The sequence below is a fragment of the Anoxybacillus thermarum genome (assembly GCF_000836725.1).
GTDB lineage: Bacteria > Bacillota > Bacilli > Bacillales > Anoxybacillaceae > Anoxybacillus > Anoxybacillus thermarum.
Genome location: NZ_JXTH01000045.1, coordinates 1 through 23,246 on the forward strand (window position 1 = coordinate 1; position 23,246 = coordinate 23,246).

17 protein-coding genes and 1 other annotated feature are annotated in these 23,246 nt (G+C 42.1%); of the genes, 3 read left to right on the forward strand and 14 right to left on the reverse strand.

Annotated elements, in window-relative coordinates:
* The first annotated feature begins 293 nt into the window (after positions 1 to 293).
* On the forward strand, positions 294 to 1,928 hold the full coding sequence (locus tag LH47_RS10605) for a hypothetical protein (protein WP_043967303.1): 1,635 nt from the start codon (positions 294 to 296) through the stop codon (positions 1,926 to 1,928).
* 35 nt (positions 1,929 to 1,963) lie between these two features.
* On the opposite strand, the gene LH47_RS10610 is transcribed toward LH47_RS10605, so the two are convergent.
* The 3 genes from LH47_RS10610 to LH47_RS10620 form a co-directional block, all read right to left on the reverse strand.
* Complete coding sequence (locus tag LH47_RS10610) at positions 1,964 to 4,783, reverse strand: VWA domain-containing protein (protein ID WP_052585041.1); 2,820 nt, start codon at positions 4,781 to 4,783, stop codon at positions 1,964 to 1,966.
* A gap of 58 nt (positions 4,784 to 4,841) precedes the next feature.
* The gene (locus tag LH47_RS10615) at positions 4,842 to 6,146 is read right to left on the reverse strand and encodes a bifunctional folylpolyglutamate synthase/dihydrofolate synthase (RefSeq protein WP_043967305.1); all 1,305 of its coding nucleotides are present in this window, start codon (positions 6,144 to 6,146) and stop codon (positions 4,842 to 4,844) included.
* Positions 6,147 to 6,208: 62 nt separating this feature from the next.
* A complete protein-coding gene (locus tag LH47_RS10620; protein ID WP_043967307.1) occupies positions 6,209 to 8,833 on the reverse strand; it encodes a valine--tRNA ligase in 2,625 nt (874 codons plus the stop codon).
* A gap of 42 nt (positions 8,834 to 8,875) precedes the next feature.
* Positions 8,876 to 9,098, reverse strand: a binding site (T-box leader).
* Between the two features lie 133 nt (positions 9,099 to 9,231).
* Between LH47_RS10620 and LH47_RS10625 the strand changes: the two genes are divergently transcribed.
* A complete protein-coding gene (locus LH47_RS10625) occupies positions 9,232 to 9,423 on the forward strand; it encodes a hypothetical protein (protein WP_009361757.1) in 192 nt (63 codons plus the stop codon).
* Here the strand turns inward: LH47_RS10625 and LH47_RS10630 are convergent.
* The 8 genes from LH47_RS10630 to hemA form a co-directional block, all read right to left on the reverse strand.
* A complete protein-coding gene (locus LH47_RS10630) occupies positions 9,408 to 10,322 on the reverse strand; it encodes a protein kinase family protein (protein WP_043967309.1) in 915 nt (304 codons plus the stop codon). The two genes, LH47_RS10625 and LH47_RS10630, sit on opposite strands and share 16 nt — an antisense overlap.
* 9 nt (positions 10,323 to 10,331) lie before the next feature.
* Complete coding sequence (locus tag LH47_RS10635) at positions 10,332 to 11,249, reverse strand: LysM peptidoglycan-binding domain-containing protein (RefSeq protein ID WP_043967311.1); 918 nt, start codon at positions 11,247 to 11,249, stop codon at positions 10,332 to 10,334.
* A gap of 87 nt (positions 11,250 to 11,336) precedes the next feature.
* Positions 11,337 to 12,632 carry a glutamate-1-semialdehyde 2,1-aminomutase gene (gene hemL / locus LH47_RS10640; protein WP_043967313.1) on the reverse strand — a complete coding sequence of 432 codons (1,296 nt, stop codon included), beginning with the start codon at positions 12,630 to 12,632 and terminating at the stop codon, positions 11,337 to 11,339.
* Complete coding sequence (gene hemB, locus LH47_RS10645) at positions 12,632 to 13,606, reverse strand: porphobilinogen synthase (protein ID WP_084221316.1); 975 nt, start codon at positions 13,604 to 13,606, stop codon at positions 12,632 to 12,634. The genes hemL and hemB overlap by 1 nt, the downstream gene beginning before the upstream one ends.
* A 1-nt stretch (position 13,607) precedes the next feature.
* Positions 13,608 to 14,357, reverse strand: a complete 750-nt coding sequence (locus LH47_RS10650; RefSeq protein WP_043967317.1) for a uroporphyrinogen-III synthase — start codon at positions 14,355 to 14,357, stop codon at positions 13,608 to 13,610.
* Positions 14,358 to 15,284: a hydroxymethylbilane synthase gene (gene hemC / locus LH47_RS10655; RefSeq protein WP_043967319.1), complete on the reverse strand. Its 927-nt coding sequence runs from the start codon at positions 15,282 to 15,284 to the stop codon at positions 14,358 to 14,360.
* 21 nt (positions 15,285 to 15,305) lie between these two features.
* Positions 15,306 to 16,121, reverse strand: a complete 816-nt coding sequence (locus LH47_RS10660) for a cytochrome C assembly family protein (protein ID WP_043967321.1) — start codon at positions 16,119 to 16,121, stop codon at positions 15,306 to 15,308.
* 12 nt (positions 16,122 to 16,133) lie between these two features.
* Positions 16,134 to 17,468 carry a glutamyl-tRNA reductase gene (gene hemA / locus LH47_RS10665; RefSeq protein WP_043967323.1) on the reverse strand — a complete coding sequence of 445 codons (1,335 nt, stop codon included), beginning with the start codon at positions 17,466 to 17,468 and terminating at the stop codon, positions 16,134 to 16,136.
* A 176-nt stretch (positions 17,469 to 17,644) separates the two neighbouring features.
* Between hemA and LH47_RS10670 the strand changes: the two genes are divergently transcribed.
* Entirely contained in the window at positions 17,645 to 18,118 is a 474-nt protein-coding gene (locus tag LH47_RS10670) for a LiaI-LiaF-like domain-containing protein (protein ID WP_043967325.1), read from the forward strand.
* A gap of 38 nt (positions 18,119 to 18,156) precedes the next feature.
* On the opposite strand, the gene yihA is transcribed toward LH47_RS10670, so the two are convergent.
* From yihA to lonB, 3 genes are all read right to left on the reverse strand, one after another.
* Positions 18,157 to 18,738: a ribosome biogenesis GTP-binding protein YihA/YsxC gene (gene yihA, locus LH47_RS10675; protein WP_021093847.1), complete on the reverse strand. Its 582-nt coding sequence runs from the start codon at positions 18,736 to 18,738 to the stop codon at positions 18,157 to 18,159.
* Positions 18,738 to 21,059 (reverse strand): endopeptidase La, encoded by a 2,322-nt coding sequence (gene lon / locus LH47_RS10680; protein WP_043967327.1) that lies wholly within the window; start codon positions 21,057 to 21,059, stop codon positions 18,738 to 18,740. The genes yihA and lon overlap by 1 nt, the downstream gene beginning before the upstream one ends.
* A 113-nt stretch (positions 21,060 to 21,172) precedes the next feature.
* The gene (gene lonB, locus LH47_RS10685; protein ID WP_043967329.1) at positions 21,173 to 22,831 is read right to left on the reverse strand and encodes an ATP-dependent protease LonB; all 1,659 of its coding nucleotides are present in this window, start codon (positions 22,829 to 22,831) and stop codon (positions 21,173 to 21,175) included.
* Positions 22,832 to 23,246: the final 415 nt, after the last annotated feature.

Here is a 23,246-nt window from a genome sequence, read left to right on the forward strand (position 1 = left end):
AGGTTGACGACTACCCAACGACATAGGTCATGCCTATATCGCTACCGAGTGGCTCGGCATGTCTGTAGGCAGTACTTGACTTCCACGCACAACAGACGGATGTACGCTCGATGTTTTACGGTTGCAACGTTTCCTGCAACCAACTCCCTACATCGAGTAACGGGGATTGGAGTGCCTTGATTCAACGGTTTTCTCCACATTCTTATTCTATCATATACAAAAGAAAGGAGGAAGGGCGATTCCTCCCCGACTTTCGCTCTCGCTTAGAAGTCGGGGTCTCCTCGCCAAAGATGATGAACGAAAAAGGATATAGTCTTGTGCTCGTGATGTTAACCGTTACAGTCTTTTTTGTAATCGGTTTGACGATTGTATCAGTAAGCATATATCAAGCGAAATTCACACAAGTGCGCGTCGAGGATGTCACATCGCTTCACGATGCTGTAAAATCGGTAGAAGAAACAGTGGCGGAGTTAAAAGCGAAAGTTGAAACATTGCCGCTATCGACTCCAACGCGGCTTGACATCGATTTAGGAAATGTCCAAGATTTAGGAAATGACCAAGTTGGTTTTTTAAACGAACTGAGGAATCGCCATAACGTCTCAATTAAAGATATAACGGATGAAAAAGAAATTGACCGCAATAAATTATTTACGCGCGTATTTCGCATCTCCGCCCTATACGGAAAAAAAACGGTATCACGTGAAGTCATTATTACAAATGCACCGAGCTTTTTAAAATACGCCCTCGGTTCAAGAGAAAATGTGACGTTAAATGGTGGGGCTTATATTGACGGGAACATATACGCAGGAAAAGATATATACGTCACAAACGTAGCCAATTATATTTACAACTCTACGCTTTATTCGGTTCAAACGACGTTCCCGACGACGAGCGAAAAAAGCATACTGTTTGCCAATGGAAAGCGTTATGGATGCGATCACGGAAATGGAGCAAGGAGTTGTTACAACCTAAATAACAATAGATTCGAGTACTTATTGCTAAATTACTCAGAACATGAGCTACCATCTTCTCTTCTTATTCAAAAGGAGACAGAAGATTTTATTGACGTGGATTTCTCATGGACGCTAAAGGATAAACTATTGCTAGCAGCTGGAGTTGAACCTTTTAGCTATGAGTATGCGAATTACATTAAAAATTCAGAGGATCCAGAACATCTTTTTAATCAGCTTAAAGAAAACGAGGCTTTTTCTCTTGTAGATGATGTCATGCTTTTTAAAGACTTTATTAAAAACAACCAGAATAGCAAATCTATCGTTCTACAATCTGCTCCTTCCTATGTGTTTGAAAACGAAGATGAAAACGAAGTGCTTAACTTAGAAGACAAATGGCTTATTGTAGATGGGGATCTATATTTAGGAAACAACAGTAAGTTAAAAGGAAACATCATTGTGTTTGGGGATTTGATTATAAACGGAAAATCCGGAGTACAGCTTGCTTCCACAATATACGTGACAGGGAAAACGTCAATATATGATACCAATATTTCAGGTCTAGATAATGAACAAGTTGTCATTCTTTCAAAAGGACGTCTAGAGCTTTATCGAGTGAATGATTTTAATAACAGCTTCAGTTTCGAAAAAGAAAATCTTCAAGGGTACTTCTATACCGAGAGCAATGCTGTAATTTATGCAGTTGGTTCGTATATCAATATTAGAGGAGGATTGTTCGCTAGGGGAAATAGTGAGCAAACAATCGCTGATGGATTCAGCGAGGGAGTGACCATAAACGCTTATCGCGGAGTGGTAACATCGCTGTCAGAACCGCCTAATTCCAATCTAACACTCACAAATGTGTCAGAATCACGTTTTATCATTCGACACGACAAAAAAGTCTTGATCGATCGCGGATTAGGTCTTCCATTTTCAAAAAGGTTGCATGTAATTATTGATGAATTGAGCGTAAAATAAAAAGCAGACACGAGTTAAACCCTCGCGTCTGCTTTTTACCATTTATTCCTTTTATCTTCAAACTCATCTCCTAAATCCCCATCTCTTACAATGACAAGCATAGATGCCGAAATCCTCTCGTTATCTCTAGCTCTCGCCGTGATTGTTGCATATCCTAACTCCTTTGCCTCTAAAACCCATTTTTCGTTTTGTTCAAAAACAGCAACATAACTTGGAGAGCTCGAACTCATATCAATTTTTCTATTTGTTGCATTACTCGGTATGAATTCAATTTCTTCATTGAGGGAAACCTTCGTGCCAACTGTTACATACAAAATCGAACGTTTAAAACGAATTCCTTCTAGCAAAACAATAGGATCTATGACTCGAATTTGTGCACTTTCATACAAATTACTTCCATCTAATGTTCTAACTGTGATGTTCACAACACCTGGTCTCTTCGCCACCACTTTTCCTTGTTGATCAATAGTAGCAATATTCGGGTCACTTGAACTCCACTGTAACTGCTGGTTCGTTGCATCAATTGGAGAAATGACTGGTCGAATAATCTGCTCAACTCCCACATTCATCTCCCTATTGTACTCAAGTCTGATGCTACTAATCAACTTGTTGTATGTCACAAAAACAGATGAGAGGCTAGGCTCTTTTGTAAATCCACCAAATGACTTAACAGAAATCGTCGTTAAACCGTCAACAGTAATCGGAATTTCATACGGCTCAACTAGTGAACTCCAATTGATATTTTGCTTTAAGTTAGCCATTTGATATTGATAAGAAACATTTTCACCTGCCACAAATCCAACAATCCGAACCTTCACAGGCTCTGTTACCACAGATCCACTTGGAATCTCTACGTTGTCAGACTTCAATATTTTTAACTGAGGCTTAAGATTTAATTCAACCGATTCGCCATCCTTGTAAGTTACCAAAATAATATAATTGTCGCTGCCCGGCTTAAACGATAATGACTGGATTGGCAACATTCGTAACCCATAATCATTAGGATGCTTCGTTTCAGCAATCAAATTCGTTGTCAATGGAAGTTTATTCCATTTAGAAACGAGTCCTCGGCTATCTCCTTCATAATAAATGTTTGGGAACTCTAAAAGTCTCACCTTCATCCCGATTAACTCTGAAGCTATTGGCAATACAGATGAACTTAGACCATAGATACTATCTTCAAAAGAAACTGTCGCCCGAGGCAATTGCACTGCATCCATCGCCCAGTTTACCTGTAATTTTAAATCAACATTCAACAACGTATTATTCAGTTCTTTATAATCAACTTTCTTATCTGGCAACAAAAGTTCCACATACATTGTACCGTCCTGAGTGTAAACATTAACATTTTGAGAAGCAGCCACCGTTACTCCTTGTGGAAGCGGTTGAATAATTTTTATATTGCTTAAATAGCCTGACTTACCACTTCCAACATAGCCACTAGGAATTAGCGTATATCGTGCAACAAATTGGTTAGAATCACCGTTAGTATTTCCATATTTAATTAGGGCGCTAACATCGTGGGAAACCCCTTGAAGCTCTACTTTTCCGTCAAATGTCGGTGGAACTTCATCCTTTACTACTATCGTAACTTGCTTATTAATAGACGGTTGTGTTACACCATACACATCCCTATAAACCATCTCTGCATTCAGCGTATATGTTCCTTTTTCCTTGAACGCGATCGGCACAGATACATTTATTGGGGAAGGTGTAGACTGACCAACGTTATAATTGACGTTAAATGAAATGTAAGCATTCGTCTTAGTATCATCAATCCATACATTACCATTTTCGAAAATTTGCACTTTTCCATCGAACGAATGAAGAGGAATGCGAATTGTCCCTGACAATACCGGATCTATTGCAAGTTTTGAAAATTCCCGGAAAATTTCTACTAAGTTTTGTGTTGTGCCTTGTTTGGCAATCCCACCAGTTATCGCCGATAACCGCTCTAGATAATTTAAGTCAACATCTCGATTATTTCCGAATCCAATCGAGTAAAGTGTGACATTACTACTACCAAGTGCCCTAGACATATTCAACGCATGACTACGTATTTTCTCTTTATATTTTGCATAATCTGTTGAATTTCGTGATAAAGTTGACTGTCTTCCACTTGGATAGTAGATCACTCTCTCAGAGGTTATACCGTCACTTAACAATCTATATTCAACATCTAAATTGGCTGTCTGGTTATAGCATCTCCTCCACCATAATATCCCTTCACATACTTCATATATCACTTTTTCCTTTACCTTTGATACCGTTGGCTCACCATCAGTTAAAAATATAACATATTTTTTTCGAGTAGAATCATCAAAAAAGGACTGAGCTGTTTGCAACGCAGCTAAGTAGTTTGTTCCCCCTCTAGCAACTAAACCATTGGCTGTTTCTAAAATAGTCTCTAAGTGGGATGAAACATTATACACACCCGATGGAAATGGAACAACTTGATCATACTTAACACCATCTGAGAAGGGGACTAGAGCAAATCGGTCACTTGGATTAGCATTTGCCTTGAAATAATGTATAGACGAAGCTAATGCCTGTTTAGCACTTTGAAATTTCATAGGATCCGTTCCCGATTCATCCATTGAGCCGGAGATGTCAAAAACAAACACGACATCAATCGGCGGGCGAACGATGTTATCAATTTTTCCTTTTGGAGTAATGGTTATATCCAGCCTTCCCATAGCATCCTCATTAGGAGGCTTTGCATATTCATTTTGGGACGGAACAACTGTGAAATCTAATGACGGAGATGTCTGAGCGTGACCCAGTACAGGAAAATAACAGCTGAAGAGGATAACAAAAGAGAAAACAAAAAAGAAATGTAGCAAGCTTCTCCTCACCTACCTCTCCCCCTTTCAAAAGTCCTATTTTTTATCTATTATACCATTACTGTTGCCATTATTTATATTTATTTTTTATAAAATTTCGTACGTTTGAGATGAAATAAAGCGAACCTGTAATTAAAATGATGTCGTCTTTTCCCGCTTGTTTTCGCTTTTCTTTTAGCCATTGTTGCCAATCGTTCGTGCATTGAACGTTTGGATGCGTCGCTTGTTCGGCTAGTTGTTCGGCGGAAAGAGCGCGTGGAAAATCAAATGTTGTAAACGTCAGCGTATGTGCAATCGTTTCTAGTTTCCGAATCATCGCTGCGACCGGTTTATCGCCTAACGCTGTGAAAAGGAGATGCACTCGATGGTTCGGGTAATGAGCGTTCATTGTCGCCACAAGGCTATCGATTCCTTCTTCGTTATGCGCCCCATCAATAATAATAAGTGGGCGATCGTTCATCTTTTCAAATCGTCCGAGCCACTTGGCTTTCCGAATGCCGTTATACATATGTTCCCGCTCAATCAAAAACGAATAATACGTGCGTAAATAATCAGCCGCCATTAGCGCAAGTGCTGCGTTTTTCACTTGATGCCCACCAAACATCGCCGTCGCCACATCATAATATGTCGTAAACGGTGTTTGCAATGAAAAACGCTCCCCATCTGTCGTTGGTTCATGAGCAAAAACGGCAAAATCGCGACCGAGCGCATATACTTTCGAACGCACGGATGCCGCTTTTTCCTCTACGACCCGTATAGCTTCAGGCTGGTCGATCGCAGTTACAACAGGGATCCCCGCTTTTATAATTCCTGCTTTTTCAAATGCGATTTGTTCAAGTGTATTCCCTAATATATGTATATGATCGTAACCGACATTTGTAATCACCGATAAGAGCGGATAAACGACGTTCGTCGAATCTAAACGACCACCAAGTCCTACTTCAAAAATGACGACGTCTTGTACGTTCATTTTTCCAAAATAATAGAGCGCCATAGCCGTAATGACTTCAAATTCGGTCGGACCACCTAATTCCGTCTGTTCTAATTCTTCTGCCAAAGGCTGAATCACTTGGACGAGTTTAATTAAATCAACGTCACGAATCGGTTGCCCATTGATGCTAATCCGTTCATTAAATTGTTCAACATAAGGCGATGTAAATGTTCCGACACGATACCCTGCTTCTTGTAATATATGACGTAAAAAACAAACGGTTGAACCTTTTCCATTCGTTCCACCAACATGAATCGCTTTGATGCGGCGTTGTGGATGACCGAGCTTTTCCATCATCCATTCCATTCGTTTCAATCCCGGCTTTACGCCCAATGATAAACGACTATGAATCCAATCGACTGCTTCTTTATATGTACGAACCATGAAAAATCCCCCCTGTGCAAAATGAAAGACGAACCCAAAGTGGATTCGTCTTCATCATAAAACTATTGCTTTAATTGTGCAAGACGGGCGCGAACAGCTTCACGTTTTTCCATATAGTCGCGCTCTTTTTTCCGCTCCTCTTCGACGACGTGCGCTGGCGCTTTCGCTAAAAATCCTTCATTGCTTAATTTCTTCTGCACACGCTCGACTTCTTGATCGAGTTTTTGTAACTCTTTTTCGAGGCGTTTCACTTCTTCTTCAATATTAATTAATCCTTCAAGCGGCAAACTTAGTTCCGCACCTGTCACAACAGCCGTCATCGCTTTTTCAACAGTTGGAATCGCTGTGCCCATCACAAGTTCACTTGGATTGCAGAAACGCTCAATATATGAGCGGTTTTTCTCAAGCATTGTTGCAATGTGCTCGTCTTTCGCTTTTATGTGTAACGTAATTGGCTTGCTTAATGGAGTATTTACTTCAGCGCGAATGTTACGCACCGCGCGAATAATATCAACAAGCAAGCGCATTTGCTCAGCAACTTCATGATTGCTTAGTTCAGGACGAACTTGCGGCCACGGAGCAACTGTAATCGACTCTCCTTCATGCGGAAGCTGTTGCCAAATTTCTTCTGTAACAAATGGCATAAACGGATGAAGAAGGCGCATCGTCTGGTCAAGCACGTAAGCTAAAACGGAACGCGTCGTTTTCTTCGCTTGTTCATCGTCGCTATATAACGGCAATTTCGCCATTTCAATATACCAGTCGCATAAATCGTCCCAAATGAAGTTATATAAGACGCGACCGACTTCGCCAAACTCGTATTTATCTGCAAGTTTTGTGACCGTCTCGATCGTTTCATTTAAGCGTGTTAAAATCCAATGATCTGCAACCGTTTTTTCACCGTTTAAGTCGATGTCATCATACGTGAATCCTTCCATGTTCATAATCGCAAAACGAGACGCATTCCAAATTTTATTGACAAAGTTCCATGTCGCTTCGACTTTTTCTGTGCTAAAGCGCAAATCTTGACCCGGCGCGCTTCCTGTCGCTAAGAAATAGCGAAGCGAATCCGCACCGTACTGATCGATGACATCCATCGGATCGACGCCATTGCCAAGCGATTTACTCATTTTCCGCCCTTGCGCATCGCGCACTAATCCGTGAATAAGCACATCTTTAAATGGACGTTTTCCAGTAAATTCTAAAGCTTGAAAAATCATGCGCGATACCCAGAAGAAAATGATGTCATACCCTGTCACAAGCACATCTGTCGGATAATAGCGGTTGTAATCTGCCGATGTTTCATCTGGCCAACCCATCGTCGAAAACGGCCAAAGCGCAGAGCTGAACCATGTATCTAATACATCTGGATCTTGCTCCCAATTTTCGATATCTGCTGGTGGCTCATGGTCTACATACACTTCTCCCGTCTCTTTATGATACCACGCTGGAATGCGATGTCCCCACCAAAGCTGACGGGAAATGCACCAGTCACGAATATTTTCCATCCAATGTAAATACGTTTTTTCAAATCGTTCCGGAACGAAATTCACTTTTCCTTCTGTTTTTTGTAGTTCGATGGCAGCTTCAGCGAGCGGCTTCATTTTCACAAACCATTGCGTCGATAAATACGGTTCAACGACTGCACCGCTACGCTCACTATGACCGACTGCATGCATATGTTCTTCGATTTTAAATAGCACGCCTTGTTCTTGTAAATCTTTCACGATTTGTTTCCGGCATTCGAAACGATCAAGCCCCTTATATTGAAGGGCGTTGTCGTTCATTGTACCGTCTTCGTTCATCACAAGAATGCGCGGCAAGTTGTGACGGTTGCCGATTTCAAAGTCGTTTGGATCGTGTGCTGGCGTAATTTTGACCGCCCCTGAACCGAACGACATATCGACGTATTCATCGCCGACAATCGGAATTTCACGACCAACGATCGGTAAAATGACTGTTTTTCCGATAAGATGTTTGTAACGCTCATCTTCTGGATGAACGGCAACCGCTGTATCGCCAAGCATTGTTTCTGGACGCGTCGTTGCCACTTCAATATAGCCAGAACCGTCCGCAAGCGGATAACGCATATGGTATAGCGCACCTTGCACATCTTTATATACGACTTCAATGTCCGATAGCGCTGTTTTCGTCACCGGATCCCAGTTAATAATATATTCGCCGCGGTAAATGAGCCCTTTTTTATATAACGAAACGAATACTTCCCGCACTGCTTTTGATAACCCTTCATCAAGCGTGAAGCGCTCGCGCGTATAATCGAGCCCAAGGCCGAGCTTCGCCCATTGAGAACGAATATGTCCCGCATATTCTTCTTTCCACTTCCATGTTTCTTCAACAAATCGTTCACGTCCTAAATCGTAGCGTGTTTTTCCTTCGTGGCGAAGCTTTTCTTCTACTTTCGCTTGCGTCGCAATTCCCGCATGATCCATGCCCGGAAGCCATAAGACGTCGTACCCTTGCATGCGCTTCATGCGCGTAATAATGTCCTGTAACGTCGTATCCCACGCATGTCCTAAATGAAGCTTTCCTGTCACATTTGGCGGTGGAATGACGATCGTAAATGGCTTTTTCTTCTCATCGCTTGTTGCCTCAAAAAACTTTCCTTTTAACCACCATTCATAACGGTTTGCCTCGACAGCACGGTGATCATATTTTGGCGGTAACATAAAAAATCCCTCCTTCACTAAAATAAAAAACTCCCTTCATCCGAAAAGGACGAAAGGAGACTCTTTCGCGGTACCACCTTTTTTCTTAAGCGATGCTTAAGCACTCAAATCGATAACGGCGACGTGCCGGCTTCTTCTACTATCGTTCAAAGAAGCAGCTCCAGGGCGACCTTCCGACGACCACAAACCTAGGAAATCTCGCAGCTATTGATTCCCCTCTCTGCAAGGCGGGTTACGCCGTACTCTTCCCTATCTTCGCTTTTTTCTATTCATACATAATACTATATAAAAATCATACAAATCGTCAATAAGGTTTGCCACATTTTCACTCTTTTATACATATGATAAAAAAGAAAAGCCCCTCGAAGGAGCGAAACGTGTAAAAAGGATGTGAGCATATGCGTAAACGTTACAATCCGTACGCTTGGCCACCGTGGCTTAGAAAACTTCGCTTTATTGCTGAACAATGCATTATTCCGATTACCGTTGTTCAAGCGATCCGTACCATTTTATTTCCAACAACAATCGACGTTATTTTACTCGCTATTTTCATTTTTCTTTCATTCGCTTTACATTACGATTGGATTTGATTTGTTTTCTTTTTTTCTTCCCACTTTCCGATGACATATTCAATGTTTTTCATTTGCCAATACGCTCGTTGCCAAATAGCTGTCATTTGTCGATGATGTCGCTGTTGTTCGTATCGATGAATGAGACGAACAAACCGATATGGATCCACAAGTAAATGAAAAAATAAAAGTCGCTCATCTTCTTCAAGCGCTAATGTTTGTTCATATTGTGAAAGCCATTGTACAGCGTCATCGCATGTCATCGGATACGTTTGCAAATATTGTCGAAAAAATAAAAGTAAATCATGAAATGGAGGCGCCCAGCGCGCTTGTTCAAAACTAATAAAATATGATGTTCCGTCGTCTCGTTCAACGTAATGTTGAAACGATGGACGACCGTGAATATAACAAATGCGAACCGTCTTTTTTTCCCGCATTCGCTCGCGCCACTCATTTAACGTATGTTCAGAAAATGTAATGGCGCGCATGATGTCGAGAAAATGAGTGCAACATTGTAGTTGAAACGGAGACATATACCATTGTTTTTCACATGTTTCTATATAGTGGGTCAATGTTTTTTTAGCGTTCTCAAGGGAAAGTTTGCGTTCTTCGTAATACCGCTCAATTTCTGTTTCAGTCGTTTGTGTTTCTTTTAACGAATGTTTATGCCATCGTGCCAAATCGTGAAAAAACGACGACGCCGGATTCGTTTTTTGTTTTAACCACGGCATAATATAGTACCATTGCCCATCCCTCTTTTTCGTTTCATAAATCGGAATGGCAAGCGGTATGCGTAAGCGATGGGCTTGCTCAACCGCCTGCCAATGTGCCAAAGATTTCACTCGTTTAAGCGCATATGTTCCATTTGTCGTTTTCCATTTCTCTACATTCTTATGTTGTTGCACCGTTTGCATCATCATGCAACCCTTTTACACTTTACTTGGCGTTGGAATGTATAACAACTGACCTTCGTGTATGTCCGCACCGCTTTCTAAATGGTTTGTGCGTAACAACTGTTGAACAGATACGTCGTATCGCTCGGCAATCTTGTCCAACGAATCACCTTGTTGGACGATGCAAATTTTCAAACGAGCAAACGCCTGTTCTTCATTTTTACCGAATAGCTTTGTTAAGTACAAGGCGTTTTCATTTCGTTTTTCGTTTGTATCTCTCCCTTTCATTTCAAGTTGAAACGATTGTTTTTCTTCTTTTTGTTCTTCTGTTCGTTCGACTTCATCGTCATCTTCTACTTGCTCACGTTGAAAAGACGGTTCTTCTACTTGTTCGCTTTCTTCATGAAACATATAAAATTTCGGAACGTTGACGATACTCTCTTGTTCTTCTTCTGTTTCTTCCTGTTGATATACTTCTTCCCGAGCAACAACTTCAAACGGCTCAAAATCGTCTACGTTGTACGGCTCCCATTCGTCATCTTCGCGATCATTATCCATTTGAATGCCGTGAATCGCTACTTCCGCAATTAAACGTAATTCATGCTGCCTTAAATCATAATCGAACGATTCAATCATTACATATACTTGTTCAATGTCATCAATTCGCTCTTTCGGTACGGTGACATCGATCGGGAATTGATGCAAAAATTCACCAATTTGTTCATCATTTATACGTACATGTTCCACATAGCGAACCGCTTCAAACGGTTGATCGTCCTCTCTATCTTCTTCTCGCTTCGTATATTCTCCTGATAACTCTAGCACACCGCGAATATACACATAATCTTCTTGTTCCTCAATCGTAATCGTCGGCTGTAGCGAAATGGATAATAATTGATCAACGTGATGTTCACGTCGAAAGGCAATCGCTTCTTCAATTGAAAAACGCAACATGCTCATCTCTCCTTCAACGTCCAAGTCATTTCACATTACTATGAGTATGAGAGAGAAAAAAGAAGTATGCATAAAAAAAGCGACGCCTTATAGGCAATCGCTCATTTTTGCAAACGCACGTCGCGCTGCTTCAATCGTCTTTTCAATATCTTCATCTGTATGCGCAGTCGACAAAAACATGCCTTCAAATTGGGATGGAGGCAAGAAAATGCCTTCATTCGCCATTTCTTGATAATAGCGAGCAAACAAGTCTAAATCGGATGTTTTCGCTGTTTCATAATTGATGACACGCTCATTCGTAAAGAAAATGCCGATCATCGAGCCCGCTTGGTTAACTGTATGTGGGATGCCGTACGCTTTTGCCGCTTCACTTAGTCCTTCCGCTAACCGATTCGCTTTTTTCTTGAACGTTTCGTATGTCTCTGGCGTCAATTGACGCAACGTTTCATAACCTGCTGTCATCGCCATTGGATTTCCTGATAACGTGCCCGCTTGATAAATTGGACCGCTTGGCGCAATTTTCTCCATAATATCAGCACGACCACCGTATGCGCCAACTGGTAGTCCACCACCGATCACTTTTCCAAGACATGTTAAATCAGGAGTGACACCATAATATCCTTGACCGCTATAATAGTCTACACGGAAACCTGTCATCACTTCATCAAAAATAAGAAGTGCACCGTATTCGTTCGTCACATCCCGCAATCCTTGTAAGAAACCTGGCTCTGGTGGAACAACTCCCATGTTTCCAGCGACAGGTTCTACAATGACAGCTGCGATATCTTCTCCAAACTTTTCAAACGCATAACGTACGCTTTGTAAATCGTTGTACGGGACGGTAATCGTATGTTGGGCAATCGTTTCTGGCACTCCGGGGCTATCTGGCAAGCCGAGCGTCGCGACACCTGATCCGGCTTTAATTAAAAGCGAATCACCATGTCCATGATAACAACCTTCAAATTTCACAATTTTATTTCGTCCTGTATACCCCCGCGCTAAACGAAGAGCGCTCATCGTCGCTTCCGTTCCTGAGCTAACCATGCGAATGATTTCAATGGAAGGCATGCGCTCCATCACAAGTTTAGCGAGTTCATTTTCGATTAACGTTGGGGCCCCGAAACTTGTTCCTGTTTCTGCTACGCGTTTTAACGCCTCGACAACTTGATCGTTTGCATGACCTAAAATAAGCGGTCCCCACGATAAAACGTAATCAATATATTCGTTTCCATCAATGTCGTAAATTTTTGATCCTTTTCCTCGCGCCATAAAAATCGGGTCCATTTTCACCGATTTAAATGCGCGCACCGGGCTATTTACCCCACCAGGCATCAGTTTTACTGCTTCAGCATATGCCGCTTTGGAACGTTCATAGCTACGCATCACTTTTCCCCCTTTAACCAACGAGCAACATCTTTCGCAAAATACGTTAAAATTAAGTCCGCTCCGGCTCGCTTCATGCTCGTTAACATTTCAAGTACAACCGCTTTTTCATCGATCCAACCGTTTTGTGCCGCTGCTTTCACCATCGCATATTCCCCGCTCACGTTGTAAGCAACGATCGGCAAATGGAAATGGTTTTTCAAGTCGCGAATAATGTCTAAATAAGACAGTGCCGGTTTCACCATTAAAAAGTCGGCTCCTTGGTCCACATCTGCTTGCGCTTCACGAAACGCTTCTAGACGATTGGCAGGATCCATTTGATACGTTTTACGATCCCCAAATTGTGGTGCGCTATGCGCGGCATCACGAAACGGTCCGTAAAATGCCGAAGCATATTTAACCGCATAAGACATAATCGGGACATATGTAAATCCTTCTTCATCTAAGGCTTGCCGAATCGCTGTGACAAACCCATCCATCATATTGGACGGTGCAATAATGTCCGCTCCGGCTTTCGCTTGACTTACTGCTGTTTTCGCTAACAATTCGAGCGTATCGTCATTAATAATCGTCCCGTTTTCTACGATACCACAATGGCCATGGCTTGTATAATGGCATAAGCACGTATCGGCAATAACAACAAGTTCAGGGAACGCATCCTTTATCGCACGAATAGCACGTTGAACGATGCCGTGTTCACAATATGCTTGCGAAGCGATATCATTTTTTTCATTTGGTACACCAAATACAATTACTGATCGTACCCCTAATTGAACCGCTTCGCGCACATCTTCAAGCACATAGTCGAGCGACTGCTGATACACACCAGGCATCGAAGGTACTTCATTTTTTATTTTTTCCCCTTCGATGACAAAAATCGGATAAATAAAATCTTCCACATGAAGATGTGTTTCACGCACCATAGCTCGCAAATTGGCCGTTTGGCGCAAACGTCGATGACGTGCAAATGTCATACTATTCACCCCTTGTAAAATATTGATGAAGTTGTTCAACCATCTCGTCGATTGTATATGTATGTGGACAAACGTGAACAGGAAGTCCAAGCTGAAGTGCAGTTTGTTTCGTAATCGGACCGATACATGCGATTGTGAGGAAAGACAAATCAATGTTTTCCCCCGAGACCGCTTGTGCAAAACTATGTACCGTCGATGAGCTTGTAAACGTGATCGCATCAATCATTCGTTGCTGAAGAAAATGAATGAGTTGTGGCTTTGCTTCTTCGTTGTATGTCGTTTCGTATACAATCCAATCGGTCACGTTCGCTATGTTGCTTAATTGCTCGCGCAACGTGTCGCGCGCTAAGTTTCCTTTCACAAGCAAAATGCGCGCATTCGATGAAACCAACGGCTTTAACGCTTCGGCCAAGCTTTCAGCCACAAACTCATTTGGAATCAAATCAACAACGACGTTTCGTTTTTGCAATGCTTTTGCTGTTTTTTCTCCTACTACTGCCACTTTTGGCCATGTGGGTGGCTTCATTTCCCCGATGTGCTCGAAAAAATATTTGACGCCGTTTTGACTCGTAAATACGATCCAATCAAACGTATGCCACTTGTGCAGCAATTCCTGATTCGTCTGTCTCGCTCGTACGATGCGAATTAACGGCAATTCCACAGGAATCGCACCGTATCGTTCTAACGTTTGCGATAACGCTTTTGCTTGCGCTTTCTCGCGCGTCACAAGCACCCGTTTCCCCCGAAGCATTTATCCCAGCTCCTTTAACACACGTTCAATGAGCTGTTTCGCTCCTCGTTCGATTAATCGCTGTGCCGCTTCCATACCTACTTCTTCTGGTTCTGTTCCTCGCACAACTTCTTTTAACACTTCTGTTCCATTCGGCGTCGCAACAAGCGCTGTAAGCACAACGACATTCCCGTCAACGTACGCGTATCCAGCCACAGGAACTTGGCAACCGCCTTCAATGCGCTGTAAAAATGCACGCTCTGCACGAACAGCGCGTTCTGTCTGCTCGTCAGTCAACTTGTTTAACCAGTGCAATAACTCTGCATCATCTTCTCGACATTCAATAGCCAACGCCCCTTGTCCAACGGCTGGAACACATATGTCAGTCGGCAAATATTGTGTCACTACTTCTTTCGCCCAGCCCATGCGATGCAAACCAGCAGCTGCTAATATAATCGCATCGTACTCATCTGTTTGTAGCTTTGCTAAACGAGTATCGATGTTGCCGCGAATCCATTGAATTTTCAAGTCTGGGCGAACAGCTAACAGTTGTGCCGAGCGGCGTAAACTGCTCGTGCCAACAATCGCTCCACTTGGCAATTGTTCAAACGGAATATGCCCTTTCGAAATAAGCACATCACGATGATCTTCACGCTTCGGCACACATCCGATCATTAATCGGTTAGGTAAGACGGCCGGCATATCTTTCATACTATGAACTGCGAAATCAATTTCGCCATCTAGCATCGCCTGTTCAATTTCTTTTACAAACAGCCCTTTGCCTCCGACTTTCGATAACGTCACATGTAAAATTTGATCACCTTTTGTAACAATTTCTTTTACTTCAAATTCAAATGGTGCACCGAGCTGTTTCAGTTGCTCGATGACCCAATTCGTCTGAGTTAACGCTAACTTGCTTCGGCGCGAACCGACAATGATTTTTCTCATCATGCTTTCCTCCAACAGTCGTTAAAAGTGAAATTGCGATAACGTGCCAAACAAAAAGAAATTAATAAGCAAAATAAGGAACGATCCGATATTCCAAAGCGCCATTTCTTTTCCCTGTATCCCTTTGACAGCTCGCTTATATAAATAAAAACTGTATGTTACAAATACAGTAAACGAACCGAGCACTTTTGCATCATATAAAACGAAATGATCTACTTTCATGTATGCCCAAACAATACCTAAAATTAAACTTAATAACAAAACTGGCACACCGACGCCGTTTAACACATAGGAAAGATCGTCAAGCTTCGCTAAGTCGCCCAGTCGCCATAACCGTTTTCCCCATTTTTTCTTCTTTAGTAGCTCATATTGAAGCAAATATAAAAGTGAAAACATAAATGAAATGGAAAATGCTCCGTACGATAAAATGGCCATCGTAATATGGATAAACAATAGCTCTGACATGAGTTGTTCAGCAATGCCAACGGTGTACGGCGTCGGTGCGAACGTATGCAATGAAAGAATAAAAAACGCTAATACGTTTGTAAAAAAGACGAGGAAATCAACGCGCAGCCATCCGTTAATCGCAAGCGATAACGTAATCAGTAGCCACGCATAAAACGACAGCCCCTCCGCAAGCGTTAAAACAGGAAATCTTCCTGTTTCGACCATTCTCGCAAAAAAGAAAAATGTTTGCATCCCCCAAACAATAGAAAGCAACCCGAAAGCAATACGGTTTGCCTTCCGGTTGTGGTGAAGAAAATCAATAAAATAAAACAAAACGGACGATGCATGTAAAAGAAGCGAGAGTTCGTACCATCTCGTCATGTCGAACATATATGATCTTCCTTACGATTGAAAAGATGGTTCTGTTGCTCGCTCGTGAACACAGCTCATTCCTTTTTGTTGCTGCTTCACTTGTTGTTCAATATTGAAAATTTTCATAAACAACTGAAGCGCTTCTTCTGCATTGTCCTCTGCAGCCAATTCTTTTGCGCGCAAAATCGGATCGCGCAACAATTGATTGACGATGCTTTTTGTATGTTTGTTTAATACTTTTTTATCTCTTTCTGATAAATGCGGCAATTTTCGTTCTAAACTTTTCATCGTTTCTTCTTGAATGAGCATCGCCTTCTCGCGCAAAGCTGCAATAATAGGAACGACACCAAGCATATGCAGCCATTGTTGAAACTCGTCCATTTCCTCAGCAATCATGCGCTCAATTTGCTCCGCTGCCTTTTTTCGCTCCGCCAAGTTCGCTTCAACAATATCTTGCAAGTCGTCAATGTCGTATAAAAAGACGCTATCTAATTCAGCAAGCGCCGGGTCTAAATCGCGTGGTACAGCAATATCAATCATAAAAAATGGACGACCTTTGCGCATTTTTTCAATCACTGCCATCGTTTCTTTTGTGATGACGTATTGTTTTGCGCCCGTCGAACTAATTAAAATATCCGCTTCTAACAGAGCACATTGCAATTGGGATAACGGCTTGGCATCCCCGTTAAATCGTTCTGCAAGTTGTTGCGCCTTTTCAAACGTGCGATTCACAACTGTCACGCGTTTGACGCCGCTTCCGTACAAGTTTTGCAACGCCAATTCTCCCATTTTCCCAGCACCTAAAACGAGCACGTGTTTATTTTTCAAATCGCCGAAAATTTTTTTCGCAAGCTCAACAGCTGCATAGCTAACAGAGACAGCATTTGCACCAATTTCTGTTTCCGCATGCGCGCGCTTCGCTAACGTAATCGCTTGTTTAAATAGCTGTTTAAACACCGTGCCTATTGTGTTTTCTTGCTGTGCTAAAAGAAAACTTGTGCGCACTTGCCCAAGAATTTGTGTTTCTCCTAAAATCATTGAATCAAGACCGCAAGCAACGCGGAACAAATGCTCAATCGCTTCACGCTCTTCATAAATGTGCAAATACGGAACGATTTGTTCTTTATCGAGCCCAAACCAATCCGCTAAAAATGTTTTTATATAATAACGCCCTGTGTTCAGCTGATCGACAACCGCGTAAATTTCCGTGCGGTTACATGTCGATACGATGACGTTTTCTAACATACTTTTTTGCTTTTGTAGCGCTTTCATCGCTTCAGCAAGTTCCGTTTGATTAAACGTCAACTTCTCACGAATTTCGACAGGGGCTGTACGATAGTTTACGCTGACAACGACGACATACATTCCCATCACCCCGAATTTTAAAGTCATCTCATTTCATTATAGCACGTCTATTTTGTTTTTTCCTTATAAAGTGTGAATACAATTTGACAACTTTCGATCTTTCTTAAATGCTTTTCATTTAGTAAACTAGTGAACAGATGCTGTTTTAAGTGTCGCACGGAATTGGGGGATTTTCAATGAAAAAACGTGGTATTTTTTCCGGCATTATTTTGATCGGTTTTGGAACTTACTTTTTACTAGAGCGATTTTCACTTTTTCCGTCTTTCCATACGTGGCCAACGTTGCTGTTTATGATCGGCATCGCTTTTTTAGGTCAAGCGTATATCGGAAAAGACTACTCCGCTATTTTGTCCGGTGTGGCGTTTACTGGGATCGGCGTCCATTTTCATCTCGCTTCACGCCTTTCAGCGTGGCCAGATGATGTAAGCGTGTTGACGCTCATTATCGCACTCGGGTTGTTGTTACAATATGTAAAAACAAAGCAAGCATTGCTTCCTACCATTTTATTGTTTGCGCTATCCATTATTTTTTTATTTTCACATCGGCTTCAACAAGTGTTTACGTCCGTGACATTTGATTCACTCATCCGCATTTGGCCGATGGCGTTCATTTTGCTCGGATTGTACTTATTGTTCGTAAAAAAGGGGTAAATATGCAAAAATGTGGGTCATTCACCCACATTTTTTATTTACATCCATTTTTGTAATGCACCCCATGCTTCATCTTTCCCTTGGCCTGTTTCTGCAGAAAAAATAATGAGTTCGTCATCTGGAATAAGGCGCAATGTTTCTTTGGCGACCTTTGCATGTTGTTGCCATTTCCCACGCGGAATTTTATCCGCTTTCGTCGCAATGACGAGCGTTGGAATGTTGTAATGCTTTAAAAACTCATACATCATGACATCATCTTTCGTCGGGGGATGACGCAAATCAACGATCAACAATGCCGCTTTCAATTGTTCGCGCGTCGTAAAATACGTTTCAATCATTTTTCCCCACGCTTCACGTTCGGTTTTTGATACTTTCGCAAATCCATATCCCGGCACGTCGACAAAGTATAACGCATCGTTAATTCGATAAAAGTTTAATGTTTGTGTTTTTCCCGGTTTAGATGATGTGCGCGCAAAATTTTTTCGGTTAATCATTTTGTTAATAAATGATGATTTTCCGACATTTGAGCGCCCAGCAAGCGCAAACTCGGGGAGCTGTCCTGCTGGGTATTGTTCTGGCTTCACAGCGCTAATGACCATTTCTACGTTTGTAATTTTCATCATTCTCCACCTACCAAAGCATGTTCAAGTACATCATCAATATGTGAAACGAGAACAAACTGCAATTGTTTTTTTACGATCTCCGGAATATCTTCTAAATCTTTTTCGTTTTCTTTCGGTAAAATGACTTTCTTCAACCCTGCGCGATGAGCGCTTAATACTTTTTCTTTGACACCGCCAATGGCAAGCACACGACCGCGCAACGTAATTTCTCCCGTCATGCCGACAAAGCGGCTGACCGATTTTCCTGTTAATGCGGAAATTAGTGCTGTTGCCATCGTAATTCCTGCTGATGGACCGTCTTTCGGTACCGCTCCTTCCGGCACGTGAATGTGAATGTCTAGTTTTTCATGAAACTCCGGATCAATGCCTAATTGTTTTGCTTTTGAGCGAATGTATGTAAATGCTGCTTGGGCAGACTCTTTCATTACATCGCCTAATTGACCGGTAAGCGTCAATTTTCCTTTTCCAGGAGCGATTGACACTTCAATCGCTAACGTATCTCCACCAGCTGCCGTATACGCAAGACCTGTCGCTACACCGACTTGGTCTTCACTTTCCGCTTGTCCGTAATGATATTTCGGCTTTCCTAAAAACTCGCTCACATTTTTTTCTGTGACAACAATTCGCTTTCGTCCTTCTGATACGATTGTTTTCGCTGCTTTACGGCAAATGGAAGCAAGCTGACGTTCTAAGTTGCGCACACCTGCTTCACGCGTATAATAACGAATGACTTGCATAATCGCATCATCGCGCATATGGAGCATTCGTTTTTGTAAGCCATGCGCTTCCATTTGCTTTGGCAATAAATGTCCCTTTGCAATGTGCAGTTTTTCAATTTCCGTATAGCTCGGAATGGTGATGACTTCCATTCGATCTAACAACGGACGCGGAATTGTCGCGAGCGTATTTGCTGTCGCAATAAACATGACTTTTGATAAATCGTATGGCTCCTCAATGTAATGATCGCTAAACGAATGGTTTTGTTCTGGATCCAACACTTCTAATAACGCTGCAGACGGATCACCGCGAAAATCGCTTGACATTTTATCAATTTCATCAAGCAAAAATACAGGGTTAATCGTTCCTGCCTTTTTCATCCCTTGAATAATCCGACCCGGCAAAGCACCAACGTACGTGCGGCGATGACCACGAATTTCTGATTCATCTCGCACCCCACCGAGCGAAATACGAACGAAATGTCGATTTAACGTTTTTGCAATGGAACGAGCAAGCGATGTTTTCCCAACCCCCGGTGGACCAACTAAACAAAGAATCGGCCCACGTAACGAATTTGTTAATTGTTGAACAGCTAAATATTCCAACACGCGCTCTTTTACCGTCTCAAGCCCGTAATGCTCCTCGTTTAAAATTTTTTCCGCGCGATGAATATCGTGAATATCTTCTGTTTGTTTCGTCCATGGCAACGCAAGCAACCAATCTAAATAGTTGCGAATCACCCCGCTTTCAGCAGAGGCAGCTGGCACTTTTTCATAACGCTCTAATTCTTTTAGTGCGGTTGCTTTCACATGTTCTGGCATCCCAGCTCGTTCAATTTTTTCGCGCAACAGATCGATTTCGCCCGCTTTTCCTTCCTTTTCGCCGAGCTCTTTTTGAATCGCCTTCATTTGTTCGCGTAAATAATATTCTTTTTGCGTTCGCTCCATCGATTGCTTCACACGCTGGCTAATTCGTTTTTCTAAATGTAAAATTTCTTTTTCATTATGAAGAATTTGAATGATTTGATGGACGCGTTCTTTTACATCCACCGCCTCAAGCAACCGTTGTTTTTCTTCAAGCTTTAACGGCAAATGGGAAGCGATAATATCGGCCATTCGCCCTGCTTGCTGAATGTCCATGACAGACGTATAAATATCTGCAGACAATTTTTTAGATAGCTTTATGTACTGCTCAAAATATTCGAGCATTGTTCGCCGCAACGCTTCAAACTCGATATCTTCCTTTTCGTTATCAAAAAACGGTTCCACTTGCACAACATAGCACGGCTCTTCACTTACCCACTTGACTACTTTTCCACGCGATACTCCTTCCACTAACACACGAAACGTTCCGTTCGGGAGCTTCAGCAATTGCTTCACGCGTGCAATCGTCCCCATCTCGTATACATCTTCAAGCTCTGGATCATCGATTTGTACATCTTTTTGCGACGTTAACAACACGAGATTTTCTTCAACCATCGCTTTTTCTAGCGCTTGTACCGATTTTTCCCGCCCAACGTCTAAATGCAACACTGTCGTCGGAAACACAAGTAACCCTCTTAACGGTAAGAGTGGAATGACTTTATTTTTCTTTCTCGCCACAACCCCGCACCTCCATCATACTTCTATTGCCCTATTGTATAGTACATTATAGCGTTTGTAAAATCTTTCATCGTAAAAAATCGACTTCAACGCTCCGTTGAAGCCGATTGCTTTCACATTCGTTCTGTTTTTGGTAAATGATGACGCATCGGAACAGAACGAACATGTTCGTGAAATAAAAAGGAAAGAACATCACTAATATGATCAACAGGAACAATCTCAATGTCTGTCACTTGTCTTAAAATCGACTGCATATTGCCTCGTGGAATAATGACTGTTTTCGCCCCAGCTTGCTTCGCCGCTTTCACTTTTGGAAAAATACCACCAACTGGCTTCACGTTTCCGTGTACACCAATTTCCCCAGTCATCGCTACGGTTGGATCAATCGGTAAGCGATAAATGGCCGAGTAAATACCGATCGCCATCGCGATACCAGCCGAAGGACCATCGATCGGAACGCCCCCTGGAAAGTTGACATGAATATCATATTGATCGGCAGGAACACCAAGTGTACGTAAAACAGTAATGACATTTTCTATCGAGCTACGAGCCATACTTTTTCGGCGAATGGATTTTCCTTGTCCGCCAATTTGCTCCTCTTCGACAATGCCGGTCATATTGATCGTTCCCTTTTCTTTTGCCGGCAATACAACAACTTCAATGTCTAATAGTGCTCCACTATTCGGACCGTAAACCGCCAATCCGTTTACTAATCCGACTTTTGCTTCTTGTCCTACTTTTTTCTCATATCTCGGCGATAGTTGGCTCGATTGAATGACCCATTCAATATCTTGACGCAAAATTTTAGACCGTTTCTCTGAAATGACGATTCCCGCTGCGATTTGTAGCGTATTGACCGCTTCTCGTCCATTACGCGCATACATCGCAAGTTCATCGACTGCTTGTTCCTCAATCGGAAGGTTTACTTTTTCCGCGGCCTTTTTCACAATTTGTGCGATTTCTTCTTGCTCTAACTCCCTAAAAAATACTTCCATACAGCGCGAGCGAATGGCCGGCGGTATTTCATTCGGCGTTCGTGTCGTAGCGCCAACAAGCCGAAAATCAGCTGGCAATCCGTTTTGAAAAATGTCGTGAATGTGGTTTGGAATATTCGGATTTTCTTCGCTGTAATATGCGCTTTCAAAAAACACTTTACGGTCTTCTAACACTTTTAATAGCTTATTCATTTGAATCGGATGCAACTCGCCAATTTCATCAATAAATAACACCCCACCATGAGCATTCGTTACTGCTCCTTGTTTCGGTTGCGGAATACCGGCTTGTCCCATCGCTCCTGCTCCTTGATAAATCGGATCGTGTACAGAACCGATAAGCGGATCGGCAATACCGCGCTCATCAAATCGAGCAGTCGTCGCATCTAATTCAATAAATACAGCATCTTTTCGAAATGGAGATAGTGGATTTTTTTTCGCTTCTTCTAATACGAGGCGGGCAGCTGCTGTTTTTCCAACACCGGGAGGTCCGTAAATAATAACATGTTGCGGATTCGGTCCACATAATGCTGCTTTCAATGCTTTCATTCCATCTTCTTGGCCGACAATATCATCAAACGTTTTTGGACGCACTTTTTCGGCAAGTGGTTCTGTTAATGAAATGGAGCGCATTTTTCGAAGTTGTTCCATCTCTTTGCGTGCTTCTTTATCAATCGAAATTTTTTGCGTTCGTTGACTTTTTAATAAGTTTAAAAAGTAGAGGCCGATAATAATCCCGAAAAACAACTGAATAAGTAGCGCAATATTTGTCCAATTCATGGCCGTTCCTCCTGCATATGTACTGTACGCATAGTATCTCCGAGCAAAGAAGGAAATAAACAAAAAAGATCGACTTTCCGATTCGGAAAATCGATCTTTTTCCATTTACGCTGATGTTTTGTGTGAGTAAAATATTTGTGGGTGACATTCAGGAATGATTCCCCGACGAGGGTTGCGAACTTTTGTTCGCGACGCTCGTCGGGGCCACCAAGCGAAGCGCGGTAGAAAAAAGCAAATGTCATGCAAAAAGGACTCTCTCCCTGCTATGATGGTGATGACCAACATCAATAAAACAGGAGGGAGAGAGTCCATGAAACATTTTACCACAGAATGGCCTTTATTAAAAGAGCTGGAGGAACAATTAGTCAGAACTCTTCAAAAGGTGTTCGCTGTCTTGTTGGCGGCCCTTTTGGAG

What these genes read in the sequence shown, in the direction of transcription:
- LH47_RS10635 (WP_043967311.1), bottom strand. Translation starts at nt 11,249, where the DNA reads ATGTTGCGTTTTTCAATTGAAGAAGCGATTGCCTTTCGACGTGAACAT.
- LH47_RS10630 (WP_043967309.1), bottom strand. Translation starts at nt 10,322, where the DNA reads ATGATGATGCAAACGGTGCAACAACATAAGAATGTAGAGAAATGGAAA.
- LH47_RS10625 (WP_009361757.1), top strand. Translation starts at nt 9,232, where the DNA reads ATGCGTAAACGTTACAATCCGTACGCTTGGCCACCGTGGCTTAGAAAA.
- hemA (WP_043967323.1), bottom strand. Translation starts at nt 17,468, where the DNA reads ATGTATGTCGTCGTTGTCAGCGTAAACTATCGTACAGCCCCTGTCGAA.
- hemC (WP_043967319.1), bottom strand. Translation starts at nt 15,284, where the DNA reads ATGAGAAAAATCATTGTCGGTTCGCGCCGAAGCAAGTTAGCGTTAACT.
- hemB (WP_084221316.1), bottom strand. Translation starts at nt 13,606, where the DNA reads ATGACATTTGCACGTCATCGACGTTTGCGCCAAACGGCCAATTTGCGA.
- LH47_RS10650 (WP_043967317.1), bottom strand. Translation starts at nt 14,357, where the DNA reads ATGCTTCGGGGGAAACGGGTGCTTGTGACGCGCGAGAAAGCGCAAGCA.
- lonB (WP_043967329.1), bottom strand. Translation starts at nt 22,831, where the DNA reads ATGAATTGGACAAATATTGCGCTACTTATTCAGTTGTTTTTCGGGATT.
- LH47_RS10620 (WP_043967307.1), bottom strand. Translation starts at nt 8,833, where the DNA reads ATGTTACCGCCAAAATATGATCACCGTGCTGTCGAGGCAAACCGTTAT.
- yihA (WP_021093847.1), bottom strand. Translation starts at nt 18,738, where the DNA reads ATGAAAATTACAAACGTAGAAATGGTCATTAGCGCTGTGAAGCCAGAA.
- LH47_RS10660 (WP_043967321.1), bottom strand. Translation starts at nt 16,121, where the DNA reads ATGTTCGACATGACGAGATGGTACGAACTCTCGCTTCTTTTACATGCA.
- hemL (WP_043967313.1), bottom strand. Translation starts at nt 12,632, where the DNA reads ATGCGTAGCTATGAACGTTCCAAAGCGGCATATGCTGAAGCAGTAAAA.
- LH47_RS10670 (WP_043967325.1), top strand. Translation starts at nt 17,645, where the DNA reads ATGAAAAAACGTGGTATTTTTTCCGGCATTATTTTGATCGGTTTTGGA.
- LH47_RS10615 (WP_043967305.1), bottom strand. Translation starts at nt 6,146, where the DNA reads ATGGTTCGTACATATAAAGAAGCAGTCGATTGGATTCATAGTCGTTTA.
- LH47_RS10605 (WP_043967303.1), top strand. Translation starts at nt 294, where the DNA reads ATGAACGAAAAAGGATATAGTCTTGTGCTCGTGATGTTAACCGTTACA.